14 protein-coding genes are annotated in these 18,908 nt (G+C 68.9%); 8 read left to right on the top strand and 6 right to left on the bottom strand.

Going from position 1 to position 18,908, the window contains the following annotated elements:
* Positions 1-4 precede the first annotated feature (4 nt).
* The 6 genes from RQP53_RS15775 to RQP53_RS15750 form a co-directional block, all read right to left on the bottom strand.
* On the bottom strand, positions 5-2,485 hold the full coding sequence (locus RQP53_RS15775) for a CHASE2 domain-containing protein (RefSeq protein WP_315651594.1): 2,481 nt from the start codon (positions 2,483-2,485) through the stop codon (positions 5-7).
* On the bottom strand, positions 2,485-4,167 hold the full coding sequence (locus tag RQP53_RS15770) for a FecR family protein (protein WP_315651592.1): 1,683 nt from the start codon (positions 4,165-4,167) through the stop codon (positions 2,485-2,487). Before RQP53_RS15770 ends, RQP53_RS15775 begins: the two co-directional genes overlap by 1 nt.
* Before the next feature lie 77 nt (positions 4,168-4,244).
* Positions 4,245-5,165 (bottom strand): glutaminase, encoded by a 921-nt coding sequence (locus tag RQP53_RS15765; RefSeq protein WP_315651590.1) that lies wholly within the window; start codon positions 5,163-5,165, stop codon positions 4,245-4,247.
* 31 nt (positions 5,166-5,196) lie between these two features.
* The gene (locus tag RQP53_RS15760) at positions 5,197-5,865 is read right to left on the bottom strand and encodes a PEP-CTERM sorting domain-containing protein (protein ID WP_315651588.1); all 669 of its coding nucleotides are present in this window, start codon (positions 5,863-5,865) and stop codon (positions 5,197-5,199) included.
* A gap of 20 nt (positions 5,866-5,885) precedes the next feature.
* Positions 5,886-8,042 carry a phosphocholine-specific phospholipase C gene (locus tag RQP53_RS15755; protein ID WP_315651586.1) on the bottom strand — a complete coding sequence of 719 codons (2,157 nt, stop codon included), beginning with the start codon at positions 8,040-8,042 and terminating at the stop codon, positions 5,886-5,888.
* 180 nt (positions 8,043-8,222) lie between these two features.
* The gene (locus tag RQP53_RS15750; RefSeq protein ID WP_315651584.1) at positions 8,223-8,930 is read right to left on the bottom strand and encodes a TetR/AcrR family transcriptional regulator; all 708 of its coding nucleotides are present in this window, start codon (positions 8,928-8,930) and stop codon (positions 8,223-8,225) included.
* 162 nt (positions 8,931-9,092) lie between these two features.
* Between RQP53_RS15750 and RQP53_RS15745 the strand changes: the two genes are divergently transcribed.
* From RQP53_RS15745 to RQP53_RS15710, 8 genes are all read left to right on the top strand, one after another.
* Positions 9,093-10,700: a carboxyl transferase domain-containing protein gene (locus RQP53_RS15745; RefSeq protein ID WP_315651582.1), complete on the top strand. Its 1,608-nt coding sequence runs from the start codon at positions 9,093-9,095 to the stop codon at positions 10,698-10,700.
* Positions 10,701-10,734: 34 nt separating this feature from the next.
* Complete coding sequence (locus RQP53_RS15740; protein ID WP_315651580.1) at positions 10,735-11,268, top strand: GNAT family N-acetyltransferase; 534 nt, start codon at positions 10,735-10,737, stop codon at positions 11,266-11,268.
* The gene (locus tag RQP53_RS15735; protein ID WP_315651579.1) at positions 11,265-12,059 is read left to right on the top strand and encodes an enoyl-CoA hydratase/isomerase family protein; all 795 of its coding nucleotides are present in this window, start codon (positions 11,265-11,267) and stop codon (positions 12,057-12,059) included. The genes RQP53_RS15740 and RQP53_RS15735 overlap by 4 nt, the downstream gene beginning before the upstream one ends.
* Before the next feature lie 109 nt (positions 12,060-12,168).
* Positions 12,169-13,581 carry an aminotransferase class III-fold pyridoxal phosphate-dependent enzyme gene (locus RQP53_RS15730; RefSeq protein WP_315651577.1) on the top strand — a complete coding sequence of 471 codons (1,413 nt, stop codon included), beginning with the start codon at positions 12,169-12,171 and terminating at the stop codon, positions 13,579-13,581.
* Positions 13,571-14,800: an 8-amino-7-oxononanoate synthase gene (gene bioF, locus RQP53_RS15725; RefSeq protein ID WP_315651575.1), complete on the top strand. Its 1,230-nt coding sequence runs from the start codon at positions 13,571-13,573 to the stop codon at positions 14,798-14,800. The genes RQP53_RS15730 and bioF overlap by 11 nt, the downstream gene beginning before the upstream one ends.
* Positions 14,797-15,693: a dethiobiotin synthase gene (gene bioD, locus RQP53_RS15720; protein WP_315651573.1), complete on the top strand. Its 897-nt coding sequence runs from the start codon at positions 14,797-14,799 to the stop codon at positions 15,691-15,693. Before bioF ends, bioD begins: the two co-directional genes overlap by 4 nt.
* On the top strand, positions 15,690-16,793 hold the full coding sequence (gene bioB / locus RQP53_RS15715) for a biotin synthase BioB (RefSeq protein ID WP_315651571.1): 1,104 nt from the start codon (positions 15,690-15,692) through the stop codon (positions 16,791-16,793). Before bioD ends, bioB begins: the two co-directional genes overlap by 4 nt.
* A gap of 34 nt (positions 16,794-16,827) precedes the next feature.
* A complete protein-coding gene (locus RQP53_RS15710) occupies positions 16,828-18,822 on the top strand; it encodes an ATP-binding protein (RefSeq protein ID WP_315651570.1) in 1,995 nt (664 codons plus the stop codon).
* Positions 18,823-18,908 lie beyond the last annotated feature (86 nt).

The raw sequence follows: 18,908 nt of genomic DNA, 5'->3' as shown, positions 1-18,908 counted from the left end.
TCGTTCAGCTCTCGGTCCAGCGCGCCAGCGCCTGCAGCAGCACCGGCAGGCTGATCGGCTTGCTCAGGTGGGCGTCGCAGCCGGCGGCCAGGCACTGCTGCACGTCGCTGTCGAAGGCATTGGCGCTGAGCGCGACGATGGGCGTGCGCCGGCCGCTGCCGATCTCGGTGCGGCGCCAAGCGCGGGTGGCGGCCAGGCCATCGAGCACCGGCATCTGCATGTCCATCAGCACCAGATCGAAGCGCTGCTCGGCCAGGCGCTGCAGGGCCTGCTGGCCGTCGCCCGCCAGCGTGATGCGGTGGCCCAGCGGCGTCAGCATCGCCTCGATCAGCATCACATTGACCTCGTTGTCCTCGCACAGCAGCAGCTGCAGTGAGCGGCTCGGTGCGGTCGCGCTGGCGCGCGGGCGTTCGCCCTGCGGTGGCGGCACGCTGGGCAAAGCCAGGCTGAGGCTGAAGCAGCTGCCCTGGCCGGGGCTGCTTTGCAAGCTGATCGTGCCGCCCATCAGCTCGACCAGGCTGCGCGTGATGGACAGGCCCAGGCCGGTGCCGCCGAACTCGCGCGAGGTGCCGGCCCCCGCCTGTTCGTAGGGGCGGAAGATCTGCTCGTGCAGCTCCGGCGCGATGCCGATGCCGGTGTCGCTGCAACTCAGGCCGATGCGCTCGCCATCGAGGCGCCAGATCCGCAGGCTGACGCTGCCCTGGCGGGTGAACTTGATCGCATTGCCGAGCAGATTGACGGCGATCTGCGCCACCCGCTTGGCATCGCCGTGCACCCAGCTGCTGCCCTCGATCTCGCAGAACAGGCGCAGCGCCAGGCCGGCCTCGTCGGCGCGGGCGCGCAGCAGCTCGATCTGCAACTCCAGCAGCTCGCGCAGATCGAAATCATGCGGCGAGAGCTGCAGCTTGCCGGCTTCCAGCTTGCTGCTGTCCAGCAGGTCGTTGATCAATTCGAAGACCTGGCGGGCGCCGCGCGAGAGCACGCCCAGCTGGCGGCTCTGCTCGGGCTGCAGCGGGCTGCGCGCCAGGATCTCGGCCATGCCCAGCACCGCGTTCATCGGCGTGCGGATCTCATGGCTGACCTGGGCCAGCAGCTGGGTCTTGGCCAGGCTGGTGGCCTCGGCCAGCTCGCGCTCGCGCAAGAGGCGCTGGTGGGTGCGGCGTTGCCAGCGCTTCTCGGCCAGGCCGCCCAGCAACCCGCCGGCCGACAGCGCCAGCAGCGGCGTCAGCAAGCCGCCGGCCTCGGTGCCGATCTGGCGATGGACCAGCAACAGATAGGCGACCGCGGCCAGCAGGGCGGGCAGCAGCAGGGCGGTCAGCCAGGCATAGCGGCGCATCTGCGGGCGCTCGCTGCCCAGGCTGGCCCAGGCCGGCAGCCAGGCCAGCAGCAGCAGGCCGATCTGCACGGCGCCATGCCAGGGCCGCAGCAGCGCATCGCGAGCCAGCAAGGCCTGGGCCGTGGCCATCAGCCGGGCGCCGCTCAAGCTGCCCTGCGGGCTCAGTACCTGGTCGGCGAAGAAGGCGCTGCTGCCCAGCACCACGCGGCGCTCGCGCAGCAGCGCCTGCAGCTCGGGGTCTTCACGCACACCCAGTGCGGCATGCATCAGCCGCTCCCAGCTCAACCAGGCCGCCGGACGCAGCTCGCCGGGCAGGGCCAGGCGAGCGCGCCCCTGCGCATCGACCGGCCAGCGGTGGGCGCCCAGCTGCAGCCAGCCGTCCTGCAGCTGCCAGTCCTGCAGGCCTTCGGCTTGCGTCAGTGCGGCCAGCGCCAGGCTGGGCAAGACCTGACCCTTGATCTGGTGCAAGAGCGGCAGCTGGCGCAGCACGCCATCGCCATCGAGCGTGACCGAGACCAGACCCAGCGCCGGCGTTGAGGCGCCAGGCCCGGCGCCCGTCAGCAGCGCCGGGCTGGGCGCGGTCAGGCCGGCCCAGCTCACACCCAGCTGGCCGGGGCGGCCACGCTGCTGCAGCCACAGCGGCTCGGCCGGATCGGTTTGTAGCGGGGCCGCCTGTGCGCTCTCGGCGGCCGGGCTCAGCGCGGCCGCGGCCAGCGTGCTAGGCAGGCCATGCTGCAGCGCGCGGGCCAGCTGGGCATCGCCATCGCGCTGGCCGGCCAGCACGATGTCCAGCACCAGTTGGCGGGCGCCGGCCTCGCGCAGAAAGTCGATCAGCAGTGCATAGCTCTGGCGCGGATAGGGCCAGTCGCCCAGCTGCGGCTGCAGCGCGCGCAAGGAGGCATCGTCGATATCAACCAGCACCAGCTCGGGCGCCTCCAGCGGCGGCGCCAGCAGGCGCTGCAGCGGGTCGTTGAGCGCGTCGGCCAGCCGCGGTGCCAGGCCGGCCAGCTGTAAAAGGACGATCAGTAAAAGTGTTATTGGCAGGCCGAGCAGCGGCAGCGCGCCCAGGCCAGGCCGGGCAGCCCGCAGGCACTGGCGCAGCGCCTGCCACGGCCCCTGCCTTGGCTCCAGGGCTGCCGGCGTCGACATCAGTGCAGGAGCAGCAGCAAGGGCAGCAGCCAGGGCCAGCGTGGCCAGGGCACCTCGATCAGCTGCACCTGGCCCCAGGGGCCGGCCTGGCCGTCGGCATCAAAGCCGCGCAGGCGCAGGTAGTGGCGGCCATGGGCCGGGCGCGGCAGGCTGATGGCGGCTTGCTCGGTGTTCAGGGTTTGCAGGCCCAGGGTGAAGCGCTCATCGTCAGCCAGCTGCAGCTCGTAGCGGGCCACGCCGGCCTGCGCGCCCCAGCGCAGCTGGAGATGGTCGCCGTCGAGCTGCGGTTCGGCCGGCGGCGGTGCCGGCGGCAGTGGCCGCAGCTCGAACTGCTGGGCATCGCCGAAGGGGCCTTGCTCGCCGCCGAAAACGCCCGCATCGGCCGCCAGCGCGGCCAGCCGCCAGTGATAGCGGCCGGGTGGCAGGCTGAGCGTGTGGCTCGCGCCGCTGAGCGCGGGCAGGTCTTGCTGCAGCTGCGTGAAGCCGACGTCCTGGGCCAGCTGCAGCCGGTAAGCACGGGCGGCGGTGTTCTGCGTCCAGCGCAGCTCGACGCGCTCGCCATAGAGCCGCGCCTGGGCGGCTGGAGCCTGCACGAGCGGCGGCTCGGGCCGGGCCTTGAGGCGAAAGTCGTGATCGCTGGCCAGGCCCTCCAGGCCCTGGGCATCGACGGCGCGCAGGCGCAGGGTGTAGTCGCCATCGGGCAGCTCGTCCCAGCGTACCTGCGGCTCCGGGCTCAGGCTGTCGAGCAGCAGGCGGTCGACATCATGATGGGCAAAGACTTGAGCGCGCCAGGCGCTGGCGCCGGCCTGCCCCGCCCAGGCCAGGCGCAGCGGCACGCGCTCCAGCAGCGCCGGCAGGCCGGCCGTGCTGGGCGCGGCGGGCAGGGGGCTGGCGTGCAGCGCTTGGCCAGGCTGGGCCAGCAGGCCTTGGCCGGCGGCCACACGCAGCTCCGGCTGGGCCTTGCCGGCACTGGCGCCCACCGCGCCTTGCAGCACTTCCATCCGGGTGTGCGCGGCATCGGCCACCTGAACGCGGAACTCGGTGCCGCGCACGCCGAGGTTGGCGCTGGGCGTGCGAACCTCATAGAGCGGCAGCCGCCCTGGATTGGGCCTGACCTGGCTGTCGGCCCCGCCGCGCTGCAGGCGCAGCTGCACCGCAGGAATGGCGCTGCGGCCGTAGACCAGCAGCTGCTCCAGCGTCAGCACGGTGTCGGGCGGAATCAGCAGGCGCGAGCCGTCGGCGAAACGCAGGCTGGCCGAGGACTGGCTGGCGCTTTGCAGCGCGTCGCCGCTGCGCAGGCTCATGCCCATCTGCAAGGGCTGCTCGGCAGCGCCCTCTCTGCGCAGCAAGACCTGACCCTTGACGAAGAAGACCTCGGCCACCGCCGCCTCGCGGGCCAGCCAGGCCAGCGGCATGCGCAGCGCGCCGCCGGGCGGCAGTCGCAAGGGATTGGCCACCTTGTTCAGGCGCTGCAGCTCGCGCCAGTGGTGGCCGGGCTGCAGATAGGCGGCGGTCAGCGCGATCAGGGTGTCGCCGGGCTGGATGCGGTAGATCCAGTCGCTGTCGCTCGGTGGCGTGGCCGGCGCGCGCGCAGCGGTGGCGGCCCAGCCAGGCACTTGAAGCGACAGCGCGATGGCAGCCGCGCTGAAGTGCACACTGCGGCGCAGGGAAACAGCAGCCATGTTCAGAGCCCTCCCAGCCATGATGGCGAGGGCCATGTTATGCGATCAGGGCAGCGTTGCCAGGCTCAGAAAAGGGCTTAGAAAATGGATCGGCCAGTCAGTGTGGTGAACAGCTCCAGCGCCTGTACGCCGGCCAGCGAGTTGCCGTTGGCATCCAGCCCCGGGGACCAGACGCAGAGGCCGCAGACATTGGGAATCAGCGCCACAATGCCGCCGCCGACGCCGCTCTTGGCCGGCAGGCCGACGCGGAAGGCGAAGTCGCCGGCAGCGTCGTAGGTGCCGCAGGTCAGCATCAGCGCATTGACGCGCTTGGCCAGGCTGGCCGAGAGCAGCCGCTCCTCGCTGCCTGGCAGCTGACCGTGGTGGGCCAGCGGCAGCACCGCGCGGGCCAGGTCCACGCAGCTCATCTCGATGGCGCAATGGCTGCAATAGGCGTCCAGCACGCGGTCGACGGGATTGTCCATGCGGCCAAAGCTGCGCATGAAATGGGCCATCGCCGCATTGCGGTCGCTGTGCCGGCGTTCGGAATTGGCGACGCGCAGGTTGTAGTCCAGCGCCGTGTTGCCGCTGAGCTTGCGCAGCTGCTGCACCAGGGCGTTCTCGGGTGTGGCGAAGCGGGTGCAGAGGATGTCGGTGATGGCCAGTGCGCCGGCATTGATGAAGGGATTGCGCGGCAGGCCCTGCTCGCTTTCCAGTTGCACCAGCGAATTGAAGGCGGTGCCCGAGGGCTCGCGGCCGACCCGCCGCCAGACGCCGTCGCCCTCGGTCTGCAGCGCCAGCAGCAGGGCAAAGAGCTTGGAGATGCTCTGGATCGAGAAGGGCTGGTCGGCGTCGCCGGTCTTGAAGACCCGGCCGTCAACGCTGACCACCGCCATGCCGAAACGCACGGCCGGCACGGTGGCCAGTTCGGGGATGTAGCTGGCCACGCGGCCCTGGCTCAGCAGCGGCCGGACCTGGGCAGCGATCTCATCGAGGGTGGAGGCAAGGCGTTCGAACATGGGCCGATTGTCGACCCATGTCGCGCCGGTTTCAGCCCTGTGCCTTGCGGCGCAGCAACAGGCCCAGGCCGAGCAGGCTCAGCACCGCGGTGGCGGGTTCAGGCACCGGAGCTGGCGCGTTGAGCACGAAGCTGAGGTTGTCGGCATAGCCGTCGTTGTCATTGCCGCCAAAGCGCTCCATCGACAGCCAGAAGCCCAGCTGGCGCGTGCCCACCGGCAGCTGGCCGCTGCTGCTGCGCAGCCACAGGCCGGTGCTGTTGCCGCGATCCTGCGGCGTCACCGGACCGATTGTGGCGCTGCCGAGCAGGCCGCCGTACTGGTCAAGAAAGGTCACGGCAAAGGCCGCGTTGTCCTGCTGCGATGCCCAGCCGCCGAGCCAGCCGCTGAGCGCGTAGCTGGTCGGTTGGGCGACGTTTTGGCCCAGGTCCAGCAGCTGGTAGGCCACGGCGTTGGCGCCGGTGCCGGTGAACATCGACTTGCCGCGATTGACTGGCCCAGGCTCGCTGGGCTTGACCCAGTTGTTGCCGTAGGAAACGGCCTGGATGAAGGTGTAGCTGTCGTAGCTCAGCCAGCCGGCGGTGCCGGCCTCGGCATCGCCATTGACGATCAGGTTCTGGCCGTAGCTGATGGCCGTCGGTGCAGCCGCTTGAGCGGCATGGAGGCTGCCCAGCAGGGCAGCGGTGATCAGAAGAGTGCGCATGGTGTGTCGATGAGTGAATTTCAGAGGCGGAACTGGTCGAGCTGGGCCGGGCCTTGCATGGCCGGGTCGCTGATCGAGGGGCGACCGGTTTCCAGATGGCCGGCAAAACGGCGCAGCCAGCCGTTCTGGCCCTGCAGGCGCAGGCTGTAGTCGTACCAGTACTGGCTGGCGGACAGCGGCAGGCGCAGCGTGCTGCTGCTGCGCGGCAGCACGGCGATGCTGCGCGCCGGGGCGGCGTCGTATTTGTTGGCCTGCAGTACGAAGCTGCAGGGCTGGTTGCCCAGGTTCTGCAGCTCGATCAGCAGCTCACCGCTGCTGCGATCGGCACTCAGGCGCAGCTCGGCCTGCGGGTTGCTGGCCGTGCCGATGAAGTGGCGATGGAAGCCGTTGGGGCCGAGCACCCAGAGGTCGTAGCCGGCAGCGCTCGACCATTGGCCGCTGAGCTGCTTGCCCGCTTCCACCGTGTAGCGGCGCGGCAGCTGGTCGAGGTTCAGGCGATCGTAGACATGGAACACGGCGCCGGCCTCGCCGCGGTTCTCGAAGCCGAGGCTGATCGTGTTGCCGGCTTGGCTGGCCTGCACCTGCAGCTCATAGGGCAGGGCACGGGCCGGGCGCACGCCGGCGGCCTGCACCGGTGCATTCAGGCTGCTCGGGATGGCGGGCACCTTGGTGCCGGGCAGCGTCAGCGCCTGGGCGCGGCGGGCGGCGGTGGCGGGCAGCAGCTGCAGGAAGCCGCTGTCTTCCGGATTGGCAAAGTCAAAGCAGGACTGCAGATCGCCGCTGACGGCACGGCGCCAGGGGCTGATCAAGGGTTCCTTGACGCCAAAGCGGGCCTCAATGAAACGCAGCACAGAGCTGTGGTCGGCCACCTGCGAATTGACCCAGCCGCCCTTGGTCCAGGGCGAGATCACATACATCGGCACCCGCGGGCCGAGGCCGTAGGGGCGGTGCAGCGTGCGCGCATCGGCACCGTTGAGCACATGGTGGTACTCGCCGCGGGTGTCCACGGTCGAGGCGCCGGCCAGGCGGGCCTTGGCGGGGTCGGCGTCCCAGGTTTCGTAGGAGGGCACGGCCGGCGGCGGCATGTGGTCGAAGAAGCCGTCGTTCTCGTCGAAGTTGAGGAAGAGCACGGTCTTGCTCCAGACCTCGGGATTGGCCGTCAGCGCATCCAGCACGCGGGCGGTGTAGTCGGCGCCCGAGGCGGGGCTCGACGGGCCCGGGTGCTCCGAGCCTTCGGCAGTGGCGACGATCCAGCTGACCTGGGGCAGGCGGTCGGCCAGCACATCGGCCTTCAGCAGGGCGAGGTCGCGGGTGCTGATGCCGCGATCACGCAGCGCCGGCGAGAAACCGGCGCGCTGGTAGTGGGCATCGCGGAAGGGGCGGAAGCCGGCCAGCGGGTTGTCGGTGAAGTTGTCGGCCAGGTTTTGATAGACCTGCCAGCTGATGCCGGCCGACTGCAGGCGCTCGGGATAGGTGGTCCAGAGGTAGTCGGTGGCCGGGTTGCTGTTGAAGTCTTCGTGGCTGTTGTCGGTCGACGGACCGCCGGCAATGGCTTGCGGGTCGTTGTGGCCGCTCCACAGGAAGAGCCGGTTGGTGTTGGTGCCGGTCTGGGTCGCGCAGTGGTAGTGGTCGCACAGCGTGAAGGCCCGCGCCAGCGCGAACTGGAAGGGGATGTCGGCTTCCTTGAAGTAACCGAGAGAGTGATTCTGCTTGGCCTTGCACCAGTCGTTCATCCGGCCGTGGTCCCAGGCCAGCTGGGCATCGAGCCAGGAATGCGGCGTGCCGGCGACGCGCATCACGCCGAAATCCTGCTCGGTGTTCAGATGAAAGGGGGCAATCGGCTTGCTCTGCGGCCAGTTCGGGCGGCCGGGCACGGGCGCACCGCCGATGCTGGGCTGCACGAACACGGTCTTGCGGCTGAGCAGATTGGCGCGGTCCTTGACCGGCACCGGGAACGGGTCGCCAAAGCCACGCACGCCGGGCAGCGTGCCGAAGTAGTGGTCGAAGCTGCGGTTTTCTTGAGTCAGGATGACGATGTGCTCGACGTCCTGCAGGCTGCGGGTGCGCTGATTGGCCGGGATGGCCAGCGCGCGCTGAATGGCCGGAGGAAAACTGGCGAGGATGGCGCTGGCACCGCCCGCCTGGGCGAGCTGGGAAAGAAACTGACGGCGGCTCATGAGGGACTCCGGCTCGTGCGGTGTCGCACAAGCGCTGGGGATGGCAGGAGAACGTGACAAAAATCACGTGGGGAGCCGCAGTCTCGGAGTCGGCGGTGAAAGCGCGATGACAGTACGGTGGCAGCTCAGAGGCCGCGCGGGGAAAGTGCTAGCGCCGTGCGCGCAGCGCCCATGCCGGCCTCAGGCCTGGCGCAGCGCCTGTTCCAGCTGGCCGCGCAGCGCACGCAGCGCCAGCAGTTCCTGATCGGGCGCCTGCAGCGCCGGCCAGAGCAGGGCGACCAGGTCGCGGGCGCTGGCGTCGATGTCGATCTGCCGGCCGGCGATGATGACTTCCCAGAGCATGTGCTCCATCGGCCCGAAGACCAGCGAGCGCAGCAGGCGCAGTGGGATGTCCTGGCGCACCACGCCCTGGGCCTGGCCGCGGGCCAGCAACTCCATCAGCGGGGCGGTGTAGCGGCGTTGCAATTCGACAAAGGCGTCGCCGAACTCCTGGCCCTTGGTGCGGCCTTCCGAGAGCACCAGCGCACACAGGCCGGTGCCCTGGATCAGGAACAGGCGCAGATGGGTGTGGACGACGAATTCCAGCTGTTCGCGCACCGGCGCCTCGCGTGGCAGGCCGGTCTCGATGGCGTCAATGATCTCGTCGTACCAGTCGCCGATCACCCGCATGCACAGCTCGCGCTTGCTGTGGAAATAGGTGAACACCGTGGCCTCGGAGATGCCGAGCTGCTTGGCAATCTCGGTGGTGGTGGCGCGCTCGTAACCGCGCTCGGCGAAGACCTGGCGGCCGACGCGAAGAATGTCGCGCACCCGCTGCTCGGCCTTGGCGCCGGCCGGCGCGCGGCGCTGCGCCGGGCTGGGCGCGGTTGGGGCAGTGTGGGCGTTCACGGCGCCGATTCTGCTGAATAATTGAGTAAAGCTCAAGTCCTTGCTTGCCTGAGCCTGGATGCTGTTTTATTCTCTCGGCTTCGCGCCAGCGGCTGAAAGCCCCAGGCCGTTGTTCAGAATGATTTGAGTGGTACTCAGTTCGTGCCGCTCGCTGGAGACAAGATGCCCGCCTTGACCACCAAGCTCAATGCCCGTTCGGCCGATTTCAAGGCCAATGCCGAGGCCATGCGTGCGCTGATCGATGATCTGAGCGCCCGGCTGGAGAAGATCGCCCAGGGCGGCGGCGAGGCGGCGCGTGCCAAGCACACCGCCCGCGGCAAGCTGCTGCCGCGCGACCGCGTCGAGATGCTGCTGGACCCCGGCACGCCTTTCCTCGAGCTGGCGCCGCTGGCCGGCCTGAATATGTACGACAACGCGGCGCCGGGCGGCGGCATCGTCGCCGGCATCGGCCGGGTCTCGGGCGTGGAGTGCGTGATCGTCTGCAACGACGCCACGGTCAAGGGCGGCACCTATTACCCGATCACGGTCAAGAAGCATTTGCGCGCGCAGGAGATTGCCGAGCAGAACCATCTGCCCTGCATCTATCTGGTCGATTCCGGCGGCGCCAATTTGCCCAATCAGGACGAGGTCTTCCCCGATCGCGACCACTTCGGCCGCATCTTCTACAACCAGGCCAATCTCTCGGCCCAGGGGGTGCCGCAGATTGCCGTGGTGATGGGCTCCTGCACGGCCGGCGGCGCCTATGTGCCGGCGATGAGCGACGAGACCATCATCGTCAAGAACCAGGGCACCATCTTCCTTGGCGGCCCGCCGCTGGTGAAGGCCGCCACCGGTGAGGTCGTCAGTGCCGAAGACCTGGGTGGCGGTGATGTGCACACGCGCCTCTCCGGTGTGGCCGACCACCTGGCCAACAACGATATGCATGCGCTGGCGATTGCCCGCCAGTCGGTCGCGCGGCTGAACTGGAAGAAGCGGGGCGAGCTGCTGATGCAGGCCCCGCGCGCGCCGCTGTACGAGGCCAGCGAGCTGCACGGCGTGATCCCGACCGACACCCGCAAGCCCTTCGACGTGCGCGAGGTGATCGCCCGCATCGTCGATGGCAGCGAGTTCGATGAATTCAAGGCCCGCTACGGCGCCACGCTGGTCTGCGGCTTTGCCCATATCGAGGGCATGCCGGTCGGCATCGTTGCCAACAACGGCATCCTGTTTGCCGAGAGCGCCAACAAGGGCGCGCACTTCATCGAGCTGTGCTGCCAGCGCAAGATCCCGCTGGTCTTCCTGCAGAACATCACCGGCTTCATGGTCGGCCGCAAGTACGAAAACGAAGGCATTGCCCGCGCCGGCGCCAAGATGGTCACGGCGGTGGCCTGTGCCCAGGTGCCCAAGTTCACGGTCATCATCGGCGGCAGCTTTGGCGCCGGCAATTACGGCATGTGCGGCCGTGCCTACTCGCCCCGCTTCCTGTGGATGTGGCCGAACGCCCGCATCTCGGTGATGGGCGGCGAGCAGGCCGCCAGCGTGCTGGCCACCGTCAAGCGCGATGGCATCGAGGCCAAGGGCGGGGCTTGGAGCGCCGACGAGGAAGAAGCCTTCAAGGCGCCGATCCGCCAGCAGTATGAGGACCAGGGCCACCCCTACTACGCCAGCGCCCGCCTCTGGGACGACGGCGTGATCGACCCGGCAGATACCCGCCGCGTGCTGGCGCTGGGCCTGTCGGCCTCGCTGAACCAGCCCATCCCGGACACCAAGTTCGGCGTGTTCCGGATGTGATGCCTGTCAAGACCTGGCACCTGACACCGAGCCCATGATCGCGATCCGCCCCCTGCGTGCCGACGATGATCTGCACGCGCTGACCGCCTTGCTGCACCAGGCCTATGCGGCGCTGGCCGCGCAGGGCTGGAACTTCACCGCGGCCGACCAGAGCGTCGAGGTGACCGCCAAGCGCGTCGCCGCGGGCGGCTGCCTGGTCGCAGTGCAGGACGGCCGCCTGGTCGGTACCGTCAATGTGCGCGGCCCCTACCGGCCCGAGCAGGACGCCTGGTGCCTGAACACGCCCTGGTATCTGCGCGAGGACACCGCCATCCTGTCGCAGTTTGCGGTGCACCCGGGCTGCCAGGGCCTGGGGCTGGGCGAGCGGCTGATGGACGCCGCCGAAAGCTGGGCGGCCGAACGTGGCTATGCCCATATCGCGCTGGACACCGCCAGCCCGGCCGAGCATCTGCGCCGCCGCTACCTGAAGCGCGGCTACCAGCAGGTCGGCGAGGTGCAGTGGGACGGCAAGACTTATTCCAGCGTGCTGATGGTGAAGCCGCTGTCGATGGAGAGCAAGAAAGCATGAGCACCAGCAGCCTGAAGATCGAACGCAGCGGGCCATCGGGCCAAATTGCCCGCGTGACCCTGAACCGCCCCGAGGTGCGCAATGCCTTCAACGAGGCCGTGATCGCCGAGCTGACCGCCGCCTTTGCCGAGCTGGGGCAGCACAGCGGTGTGCGCGCCATCGTGCTGGCCGCCGAGGGCAAGGCCTTTTGTGCCGGTGCCGATCTGAACTGGATGAAGGCCATGGCCGGCTACAGCTGGGACGAGAACCACGCCGATGCCTCGCGCCTGGCCGAGATGCTGTGGACCATTTACAGCTGCCCGGTGCCGGTGATCGCGCGGGTGCAGGGCGATGTCTATGCCGGCGGCGTGGGCCTGGTGTCGGTCTGCGATATGGTCGTGGCCGTCGAGACGGCGGGCTTCTGCCTGTCGGAAGCCAAGCTGGGCCTGCTGCCGGCGACCATCGGCCCTTACGTGGTGCGGGCGCTGGGCGAGCAGGCCTCGCGCCGCTACTTCCTCACCGCCGAGCGCTTTGCCGCCGCCGAGGCGCACCGGCTGGGCCTGGTCCACGAGCTGGCCACGCCGGAGACGCTGGACGAGAAGGTGGACGCGCTGCTGGCTGCGTTGCTGGCCAACGGCCCGGCCGCCGTGCGCGCCTGCAAAAAGCTGGTGCAGGACGTGGCGCATGCCCCCATCACGCCAGCACTGCGCGACGACACCGCGCGCCGCATTGCCGATATCCGCGCCAGCGCCGAAGGCCGCGAGGGCGTGCAGTCCTTCCTCAACAAGGCCAAGCCTTCCTGGCTCAATTGATGAACCGCCCCGTACGCGCTGCGCGCGCCCCCTCAAGGGGGCCAGCCCGAGAGACCGGCAAAGCCGGATCTCCGGGCTGTGCTGGGCAGTACAGGCAGCTGACGATGCCATGACCAGTCCTTCGAATCAAACCCAGGCCCTGCAGCGCCGCAGCCTTGATGCGGTGTGGCACCCCTGCACGCAGATGGCGCGGGCTGAAGCCGTGCCGCCCTTGCCGATCGCGCGTGGCGAGGGCCCCTGGCTCTACGATTTCGAGGGCCAGCGCTATTTCGACGCCAACAGTTCCTGGTGGGTCAATCTGTTCGGCCATGCCGATGCCGCCATCAATGCGGCCATCAAGCATCAGCTCGATACGCTGCCGCATGTGATGCTGGCCGGCTGCACGCATGAGCCGGCGGTGCGCCTGGCCGAGCGGCTCTCGGCGCGCACCGGTGGGGCGCTGGGCCATGTGTTCTTCGGCAGCGATGGCGCCAGCGCCGTCGAGATTGCGCTGAAGCAGAGCTTTCACAGCTGGCGCAATCTGGGCCGCAGCGACAAGCGCGAGTTCGTCTGCCTGCAGAACGGCTATCACGGCGAGACCATCGGCGCGCTGGCCGTCACCGATGTGGCGATCTTCCGCGATGCCTACGACCCGCTCTTGATGCGCGCCCATATCGTGACCTCGCCGGACAGCCGCCTGGGCAACGAGGCCGAGGCGCTGGCCGCCATGCGCGCGCTGCTGGCCGAGCGCCACGATCAGATCGCCGCGGTGATCGTCGAGCCGCTGGTGCAGGGCGCGGCGGGCATGGTGATGCACTCGCCGAACTATCTGCGCCAGCTGCGCGCGATGACGCGCGAGTTCGGCGTGCACCTGATCGCCGATGAAATCGCCGTGGGCTGTGGGCGCACCGGGCAGTTCTTTGCATGGGAGCATGTGAGCCCCCGGCCGACGGGTACGCCGTCCGCCCCCCGCGGGGGCGCGGCCGCCTTTGGGAGCGGCCCGGCGGGCGACCGCGACACGCAGCCGCCACAGGGGCAGGATTGGCCCGACTTCATCCTGCTGTCCAAGGGCATCACGGCCGGTACGCTGCCACTCTCACTGGTGCTGACGACCGATGCCGTCTACCGCGCCTTCTGGTCCGACGATGTGAAGCGCGGCTTTCTGCATTCGCATTCCTACACCGGCAATGCCCTGGCCTGTGCGGCCGCCAATGCGGTGCTGGACCGTTTTGATGCCGGCCAGATCGAGCGCAATGCCGAGCAGGCTTCGCTATTGATGGAGGCTTTCGCGCCGCTTGGTCAATGCTCGCGCGTCGAACAGCTGCGTCAGCAGGGCATGATTCTGGCTTTTGACGTCGTTGATGCGCCGAGCGGCTTTGCCGAGGCCTTCCATCTGGCGGCCCGCCGTCATCAGCTGCTGATACGCCCGATAGGCCGCACGGTCTATCTGATGCCGCCCTATCTGATCGATGCGGCCACGGCCGCCTGGCTGGCGGCTGCGGTGCGCGCTACCCTTTGTGATCTCTTCCCCGATGTTGCTTGAGCACCTGAATTCCAAGCTGCGCGCGATTGCCGCGCAGGACCTGAGCCGCTTTCTGCGCGAGGCCGAAAGCCCGACCGCGCCGCACCAGTGGGTGCGCGGCGCCGACGGCATCGCGCGCGAGCTGCTGATGTTCTGCAGCAATGACTATCTGGGCCTGGCCGCCCATCCGCGCATTGCCGAGGCGCTGGCCGAAGGCGCGCGGCTGTATGGCGGCGGCTCCGGCGCGTCGCCGCTGGTCAGCGGCCATTCGGTCGCGCACAAGCGCGTCACCGACACGCTGGCCGACTGGTTCTCGGCCCATATCCCGAAGGCCCGCGCCCTGGGCTTTTGCACCGGCTATATGGCCAATCTGGCGGTGGTGAGTGCGCTGGGCGATGGCGATGCCGAGATCTTCTCCGAGGCCCTCAACCATGCCTCGCTGATCGACGGCACGCGCCTGGCCAAGGCCCGGGTGACGCGCTACGGCCATGCCGATGTGGCGGAGCTGCGCGCGCTGCTGGCGGCCAGCACGGCCAAGATCAAGTTGATCGTCACCGACGCGGTGTTCAGCATGGACGGCGATATCGCGCCGCTGCCGCAGCTGCTGGCCTTGGCCGAGGAATTCGATGCCTGGCTGATCGTCGACGATGCCCATGGCTTCGGCGTGCTGGGCCAACGCGGTCGCGGTGCCCTGGAACACTTCGATCTGCACAGTGAACGGCTGATCGTCGTCGGCACGCTGGGCAAGGCCGCTGGCCTGGCGGGCGCCTTCGTGGTCGCGCACGAGACCATCACCGAATACCTGTTGCAGGCGGCGCGCAACTACATCTTCTCGACCGCCTCGCCGCCCGCCATCGAGCATGCCTTGCTGACCAGCTTTGAGCTGATCGAGAGCGAACTCGGCCAGGCCCGCCGCGCGCATCTGCAGGCCTTGCAGCAGCAGCTGGCGAAGGGCATTGAGGCGCTGCTGCAGCGCCATCGCGGCCTGCCCTGGCAGCTGGCGCCCAGCGAGACGCCGGTGCGGCCCTTGATCGTGGGCGGCAATGCCGAGGTGATGCAGCTGGCCGCGCGGCTGGAACGCGAGGGCCTGCGCGTGCCGGGCATCCGCCCGCCCACCGTGCCCAAGGGCGAGGCGCGGCTGCGCATCACGCTGTGCGCCACCCACACAGCCGCCGATGTTGACCGGCTCTTGGCCGCGCTCGAAGCGGCCGCAAGCGATATGGAGCGGGCCGCAGCATGAATGTCAGCCCCCCGTCCACGAGTACCTGGCCGGCCCCCCGTGGGGGCGAGGCTGCCCTTGGGAGCGGCCCGGCGGGCAGCCTCCATGTCAGCCCCCCGTCCACGAGTACATGGTCGGCCCCCCGTGGGGGCGAGGCTGTCCTTGGGAGCGGCCCGGCGGGCAGCCTCCGGGCGTCGACGCCAGAGCCTGGCCTGCGCGGCTTCTTCATCACCGGCACCGACACCGAGATCGGCAAGACCTGCATCACCGCCGGCCTGACCCATCTGTTCGCCGATGCCGGCCTGCGCGTGGCGCCGGTGAAGTCGCTCGCCGCCGGGCAGGAGCAGGACGCCAGCGGCGCCTGGGTCAATGACGATGTGCAGCGCCTGCACGCCGCCCAGCGCATCGGCATGAGCGTCGAGCAGGTCGGCCCCTGGCAGTTCCGTGCCGCCTGCGCGCCGCATATCGCCGCGGCGCTGGAGGGCCGCGCGATTGAGTCTGAGGCGGTGCTGGCCGCCATCCGTGCCAGCGCGCGGCTTGGCGAGCTGGCCCTGGTGGAAGGCGTGGGCGGTTTTCGCGTGCCGCTGGCGCCGGGCTGGGACACCGCCGATCTCGCCGTCGATCTGCAGCTGCCGGTGATCCTGGTCGTCGGCCTGCGCCTGGGCTGCATCAACCATGCGCTGCTGACGGCCGAGGCCATGGCCGCCCGCGGTCTGCGCCTGGCCGGCTGGGTGGCCAACACCGTGGACGCCCAGATGCCGCATGTGGCGGACAATCTGGCCGCATTGAAGGCTGGCTTGAGCATGCCGTTCAAGGCGCCTTGCCTGGGCCATGTGCCCCGGCTTTCCGAACCCACTTCCGCGGCCGTGGCCGCGCATCTCGTGCAGCCCAAGCTGCTGGAACTCATCCGATGAAACAGACCACCAACCAAGTCCAAACGCTGACGCCGACCACCGATGCCGAGCGCCGCAATGCCAAGCCCTGGACGGTCAACGAAGTCGCCGCCCTGTTCGAGCTGCCCTTCAACGATCTGATGTTCCGCGCCCAGCAGGTTCACCGCGAGAACTTCGATGCCAACGCGGTGCAGCTGTCGACGCTGCTGTCGATCAAGACCGGTGGCTGCGAAGAGGATTGCAAGTACTGCCCGCAGTCGGCCCATTTCGATACCGGCTTGAAGGCCGAGAAGCTGATCCCGCTGGAAGAAGTGATGGAAGCCGCCCGCGCCGCCAAAGCCAATGGCGCCACCCGCTTCTGCATGGGCGCGGCCTGGCGCGCACCCAAGGAGCGCCATATCGAAGCGATCGGCGAGATGATTTCCGAGGTCAAGGCGCTGGGCCTGGAAACCTGCCTGACCGCCGGCATGCTGGCCGATGGCCAGGCTGAGAAGCTGAAGGACGCGGGCCTGGACTACTACAACCACAACCTCGACACCTCGCCCGAGTTCTACGGCCAGATCATCACCACCCGCACCTACCAGGACCGCCTGGACACGCTGGACCGGGTGCGCCAGCAAGGCCTGAAGGTGTGCTCGGGCGGCATCGTCGGCATGGGCGAAACGCGGCGCCAGCGCGCCGGCCTGATCGTGCAGCTGGCCAATCTGGACCCCTATCCGGAATCGGTGCCCATCAACAATCTGGTGCAGGTCGAAGGCACGCCGCTGGCCGGCACCGAAGCGCTCGATCCCTTCGAGTTCGTGCGCACGATTGCCGTCGCCCGCATCACCATGCCGCGCGCCATGGTGCGCCTGTCGGCCGGTCGCGAGGAAATGCCCGAGGCGATGCAAAGCCTGTGCTTCCTGGCCGGCGCCAACAGCATGTTCTACGGCGACAAGCTGCTGACCACCAGCAACCCGCAGGCCGCCAAGGACCGCGCGTTGCTGGACCGCCTGGGCATGCACTGCGCCACCGAGGCCGAGCTGTCCGAAGGCCATGGCAAGGAAGCCAAGATCCGCCTCAACGCGGCCGAGCCTGCTGCGGCCACCGGCTGCAGCGAGCAGGGCTGCACGACGCACTGAACCGAGACCCACACGAAGTACGAGGAGACAAGCCATGTTCAAGAAGATCCTGATTGCCAACCGCGGTGAGATTGCCTGTCGCGTGGCCGCGACCGCACGCCGTCTGGGGGTCAAGACCGTGGCGGTCTACTCCGAGGCCGATGCGGCGGCTCGCCATGTGAAGGCCTGCGATGAAGCGGTGCTGATCGGCGGCCCGGCGCCCAAGGACTCCTATCTGCAATGGCAGCGCATCATCGACGCCGCCAAGGCCACCGGCGCCGAAGCGGTGCACCCCGGCTACGGCTTCCTGAGCGAGAACGAGGACTTTGCCGAGGCCTGTGCGCAGGCCGGCCTGGTGTTCATCGGCCCGCCGTCCTCGGCGATCCGTGCGATGGGCCTGAAGGCCGAATCCAAGCGCTTGATGGAAGCCGCGCAGGTGCCGCTGGTGCCTGGCTATCACGGTGCCGATCAGGACCCGGCGCTGCTCCGGCGTGAGGCCGACCGTATCGGCTACCCGGTGCTGATCAAGGCCAGCGCCGGCGGTGGCGGCAAGGGCATGCGGGCGGTCTTCAAGGCCGAGGAGTTCGAAGCGGCGCTGGCCTCGTGCAAGCGCGAGGCGATCAACAGCTTTGGCGACGATGCCGTGCTGATCGAGCGTTATGTGCAGAAGCCGCGCCATATCGAGATCCAGGTGTTTGGCGACACCCAGGGCGATTGCGTCTATCTGTTCGAGCGCGATTGCTCGGTCCAGCGCCGCCACCAGAAGGTGCTGGAAGAAGCCCCGGCACCGGGCATGACGGAAGCGCGCCGCCGCGAGATGGGCGAGGCCGCGGTGGCGGCGGCCAAGGCCGTCGGCTATGTGGGCGCCGGCACGGTCGAGTTCATTGCTGAACAAGACGGTCGCTTCTACTTCATGGAAATGAACACCCGCTTGCAGGTGGAGCACCCGGTCACCGAAGCCATCACCGGCCAGGACCTGGTCGAATGGCAGTTGCGCGTGGCCGCTGGCGAGCCGCTGCCGCTGAAGCAACATGAGTTGACCATGCACGGCCACGCGATCGAGGCGCGCATCTGCGCCGAGAACCCCGACGGCGGCTTCCTGCCCGCCACCGGTCGCCTCGATGTCGCGCGCTGGCCGGCCCATGTGAGCTTTGAGCGTGGCCACGTGCGTATCGACGCGGGGGTGGGCGAGGGCGATGAGATCAGCCCCTATTACGACTCGATGGTGGCCAAGCTGATCGTCTGGGGCGAGGACCGTGCCCAGGCGCTGGCCCGCCTGGATGCCGCGCTGCGCGACACCCATATCGTCGGCCTGCAAACCAATGTCGCCTTCCTGCGCCGCTGCGCCGCCACCGCCAGCTTTGCCGGTGCCGATCTGGACACCGGCCTGATCGAGCGCGAACGCGCGGTGCTGTTTGACCAGCCGGGCCTGCCGCTGCAGATCAGCGCGGCAGCCGTGGTGGCACACACGCTGGCAAAGGAAGCCAGCCTGCAGACCCGCGACCCCTGGAGTGCCCGCGACGGCTGGCGCATGTACGGCGCCTCGGCGCGCCGCTTCGATCTGGAGGCCGGCGGTGTGCACCATGAGGTGCTGCTTTCGCGCCACCACCAGGGCGGCATGCAACTCACCGTGGAGGGCCAGTCCTTGCCTTTCGCGGTGAACTCAGCCGGCACCGAGTCACATGAACTGCTGCTCGGTGAAGGCCTCGGCCAACAGCGCGTGATGGTCAAGACCTACGCCCAGGGCGAACGCGTCGCGGTGTTCGCGCCGCAGGGCTCGGCCGTGTTGAGCGAGATCGACCCGATTGCCCATGCTGGCGACGGCGCGGCCGAGGGCGGCCGCCTGACCGCACCCATGCCCGGCAAGCTGGTCGCCTTCCTGGCCCAGCCTGGCGACAAGGTGTCCAAGGGCCAGGCGCTGGCGGTGATGGAAGCGATGAAGATGGAGCACACCATCAACGCGCCGCGCGATGGCGTGGTGGCCGAGCTGCTGTTCGCCGTTGGCGATCAGATCGGCGATGGCGCCGAGCTGCTGCGCCTTGGCAGCTGAACGCCTTGGAACAGACCACAGAGCCACAGAGCCACGGAGGAATGAAGCCTTGAAGCCTGCTGCATTCCCATCTCTGTGTCTCCGTG

This window comes from Roseateles aquae (genome assembly GCF_032337115.1).
In the GTDB taxonomy this organism is placed as follows: Bacteria; Pseudomonadota; Gammaproteobacteria; order Burkholderiales; family Burkholderiaceae_C; genus Roseateles_C; species Roseateles_C aquae.
The sequence above is the reverse complement of the archived record's forward strand: the minus strand, read 5'-3'. Positions and strand labels throughout refer to the sequence as shown.

Excerpts from the sequence above, each read along its gene's own strand:
- RQP53_RS15775 (WP_315651594.1), bottom strand. The coding sequence starts at position 2,485 with ATGTCGACGCCGGCAGCCCTGGAGCCAAGGCAGGGGCCGTGGCAGGCG.
- RQP53_RS15735 (WP_315651579.1), top strand. The coding sequence starts at position 11,265 with ATGAGCACCAGCAGCCTGAAGATCGAACGCAGCGGGCCATCGGGCCAA.
- RQP53_RS15760 (WP_315651588.1), bottom strand. The coding sequence starts at position 5,865 with ATGCGCACTCTTCTGATCACCGCTGCCCTGCTGGGCAGCCTCCATGCC.
- bioD (WP_315651573.1), top strand. The coding sequence starts at position 14,797 with ATGAATGTCAGCCCCCCGTCCACGAGTACCTGGCCGGCCCCCCGTGGG.
- RQP53_RS15745 (WP_315651582.1), top strand. The coding sequence starts at position 9,093 with ATGCCCGCCTTGACCACCAAGCTCAATGCCCGTTCGGCCGATTTCAAG.
- RQP53_RS15765 (WP_315651590.1), bottom strand. The coding sequence starts at position 5,165 with ATGTTCGAACGCCTTGCCTCCACCCTCGATGAGATCGCTGCCCAGGTC.
- RQP53_RS15740 (WP_315651580.1), top strand. The coding sequence starts at position 10,735 with ATGATCGCGATCCGCCCCCTGCGTGCCGACGATGATCTGCACGCGCTG.
- RQP53_RS15755 (WP_315651586.1), bottom strand. The coding sequence starts at position 8,042 with ATGAGCCGCCGTCAGTTTCTTTCCCAGCTCGCCCAGGCGGGCGGTGCC.
- RQP53_RS15770 (WP_315651592.1), bottom strand. The coding sequence starts at position 4,167 with ATGGCTGCTGTTTCCCTGCGCCGCAGTGTGCACTTCAGCGCGGCTGCC.
- RQP53_RS15710 (WP_315651570.1), top strand. The coding sequence starts at position 16,828 with ATGTTCAAGAAGATCCTGATTGCCAACCGCGGTGAGATTGCCTGTCGC.
- RQP53_RS15730 (WP_315651577.1), top strand. The coding sequence starts at position 12,169 with ATGACCAGTCCTTCGAATCAAACCCAGGCCCTGCAGCGCCGCAGCCTT.
- bioB (WP_315651571.1), top strand. The coding sequence starts at position 15,690 with ATGAAACAGACCACCAACCAAGTCCAAACGCTGACGCCGACCACCGAT.
- bioF (WP_315651575.1), top strand. The coding sequence starts at position 13,571 with ATGTTGCTTGAGCACCTGAATTCCAAGCTGCGCGCGATTGCCGCGCAG.